Genomic DNA, 2,651 nt, shown 5'->3' with positions numbered 1-2,651 from the left:
GAACATGTTCGTGGCCTCCCGGGCGTAGTGGCTCCAGGTTCCACCGGCTTCGGCGCGGTGTCATTGGGTAGTGATCGGGTGGTAGCCGAGGGCCTGGGCGACGACCGGGGCGGGCGCTTGCAGGACGAGCTGGCGTAGCGCGGCGATCCGGGCGGCCTGTATCGGGACGCCGAGGGCGCGGATCTGGTCGAGCAGGCTGCCGGGGTGTAGTGGCTGGCCGGCGCGGCGGCCGGGGAACAGCCAGCGGCTGTTCGGATTCGTCGCCGTGGTCATGTTGTCCCGGTGGGTCGCGGCGGCGAACAGTTCGGGCACCGGAACGGACGGGTCGCCGAGTCGGAGGAGGATCTGGTCGTCGTCGAGGGTGATGTCGCAGCAGGTCGGCGGCGGGCAGCCCTTCGGCGAGGTACCAGGCGACGATCTCCGTCTTGGTCAGCTGCCAGAACGGGCTGCCCACGCGCACCGGCCGGCCGGACAACGCGCTGATCATGTCCGAGATCGAGGCGAAGGCTGTGGGGCTCTTGCCGGCGCGGGACAGGTCCAGTTCCTGGCTGACCGTCAGATCGATGGCCCACCTGTCGGCCAACGTGCCGAACCGCGCTTCGAGCGCGGCGATCTCCTCGATCTCCTCGGCGGGCCGGGAGACGACGAACTTGAACGCCACGCTGCTCAGCCCGGCGAAGGCGCGCAGCGCCGCGGGCACGATCCGCCTGGGCTCCGGAACCTCCGAACCGGACAGCTTCGGCGAGATCGTGAACCGGTCGATAGCCGCCACCAGGTCGTCGGCGGGAACGACGGTCCCGTTCGTCTCGATCTCGACCCGACGGCCGGCGCGATGGAGCTCCGCGACGAGCGGGACCAGCCGCCGCTGCTGGAGCAGCGACTCTCCCCCCGTCACGACCACCCGCTCGGCCGGCTGGGCGAGCAGCCAGTCCACGAGCGCGCGCGCCCGGATCGCTTCGCTGTGCTCCGACCGGTCGAACCGGCGCCAGTCCCACGTATGGGGCTCGTCGCAGAACGAGCAGGTCAGATTGCACCCGGACAGCCGCAGGAAGACCGCCCGCTGGCCAGCCGTGACGCCCTCGCCCTGAAACGTCGGGCCAAACCGCTCCGCCACGAGCAGACCGGCCTGGGCTCCGGCAGTCACCCGGCAGCGCCGACGACGTACTCGGCCCAGGTCCCCGGGGTCTCAGAGACTCGGACGAGCACCAGAGTCCCGGCAATCGCCGGCTGGACCTCGTCGAGGAACCAGCAGGCCAGATGGCGGGCGAGCGCCTCGCTATCTCGCGTGAGACGGATTCCGAGAAGTCATGATCGCCAGGTGGTGTGCGTAGGTCATTCCACCGCTTGGGAAGAACGTTTTCGCAGGCGGCAGGCTCGCTGAGCTGGGAGGACCTGCCAGGCAGGCCACCGGATTTCTATCCGGAGGGAATGTTCGCTGACCAGGTCAGCCTGTGTGAGGCCGGAGCGCCGCCAGGACCGGGATCGCCGCGATCTTGTCCTCGGGGAGGTCGTCCCAGTAGAGGCCGGCAGGCCGGCGTTCTCGCGGCTGATGCCGAACTCCCGGGCCAGGTCGGACTTCCATGCGGCGGGAGTGCACTCCGGAGCAGCTGATCGACTGCTGGACCCTGCGTGAGGGGTACCAAGACCTGCGAGAAACGGCCCGGGCGGTTAGAGAAGGTCCTCAAGTCGGGTGGCGACCTGGCGGTAGCGGCTAACCGGGACGAGGTGCACACCGGCGAAGGCGCCGTTGTCGCGCAGCCGTAGCACCTGGTCGCAGGCCGCTTCGACCCCGGCCGCCTGGTCCCGTTCGACTGCTTGGACGAGGTCGTCGGGGATGTCGATGTCGGGGATGGTCGCGGCGAGGCGGCGGGCCATCCCGGCGCTCGCGAGGACCATGACGCCGGCGTAGATCGGCAGTTCGACCGGATGGGCGTCGCGCCAGCGCAGCAGGGCGTCCATCGAGTAGCTGACCTGTACGAACAGGAAGTCGGCCGCTCGTTTCCATGTGGGCAGCGGACGTAGGCCGGCCGCGGCGCCGACCCGGAACGCCGGCATGTCCGCGAAGACCGGATCCTCGCTGGCCGCGCGGGCCTCGTCCATCATCGCGCGCACGGTCAGGTCGCTGGTTCGGTTCCCGGCGGTGGGTTTGTCGCCGTGGACGAACAGGAATTCCTCGACGCCGTAGGCCGCGGCGGTGAGCAGGTCGCGGCGGAAGCCGAGCAGGTTACGGTCGCGGGAGTTCACGCAGGCGATGCTGCCTCCCCCCATCGTCTGCACCTCGTGGGCGACGGCGATGCTCGACACCGTCGCGCGTCCGATGTGGTTGTCGGGGATCAGGAACGCGTCGGTGACGGGGCTCAGAACGCCGATCTGGTGGCGGGCATGGGTCAGGTCCGGCCGGGTCGGCGGCTCGATCTCGCAGATCAGCTCGAAGCCGCGCACCGGACGTTCGTGACCCGCCGTGGATTCCTGCATCCGGACAGGATAGGACGCCACGATCCACAGACCACAGCCACATCGCACGGGTGCGCTGCCCCGGACGCCTTGTCGGTGAACATCCGCTCAACGTCCACCCCGTCAAGTTGCCTCACCGTGTTCTGGTCGACGCTGCTGACTCTGACGTAGCCAACCCGCATCGACCTCAACCCCTT

The 2,651-nt window shown here is 69.4% G+C and carries 2 protein-coding genes and 1 pseudogene; all 3 read right to left on the bottom strand.

The features are described from left to right. The coding region (locus tag ACY45C_RS19385) for a 7-carboxy-7-deazaguanine synthase QueE (RefSeq protein WP_462188992.1) at positions 1-1,144 on the bottom strand (1,144 nt) is incomplete at its 3' end. Between the two features lie 524 nt (positions 1,145-1,668). Then, entirely contained in the window at positions 1,669-2,475 is an 807-nt protein-coding gene (locus ACY45C_RS19380) for a methylenetetrahydrofolate reductase (RefSeq protein WP_462188991.1), read from the bottom strand. Positions 2,476-2,534: 59 nt separating this feature from the next. Then, a pseudogene (locus ACY45C_RS19375) lies at positions 2,535-2,636 on the bottom strand (recombinase family protein); the annotation flags it as partial. Positions 2,637-2,651 lie beyond the last annotated feature (15 nt).

The organism is Frankia sp. CcWB2 (genome assembly GCF_977927585.1).
The sequence above is the reverse complement of the archived record's forward strand: the minus strand, read 5'-3'. Positions and strand labels throughout refer to the sequence as shown.

Bases quoted from the DNA above. Each gene is read 5' to 3' on its own strand.
- ACY45C_RS19380 (WP_462188991.1), bottom strand. From the start codon at position 2,475: ATGCAGGAATCCACGGCGGGTCACGAACGTCCGGTGCGCGGCTTCGAG.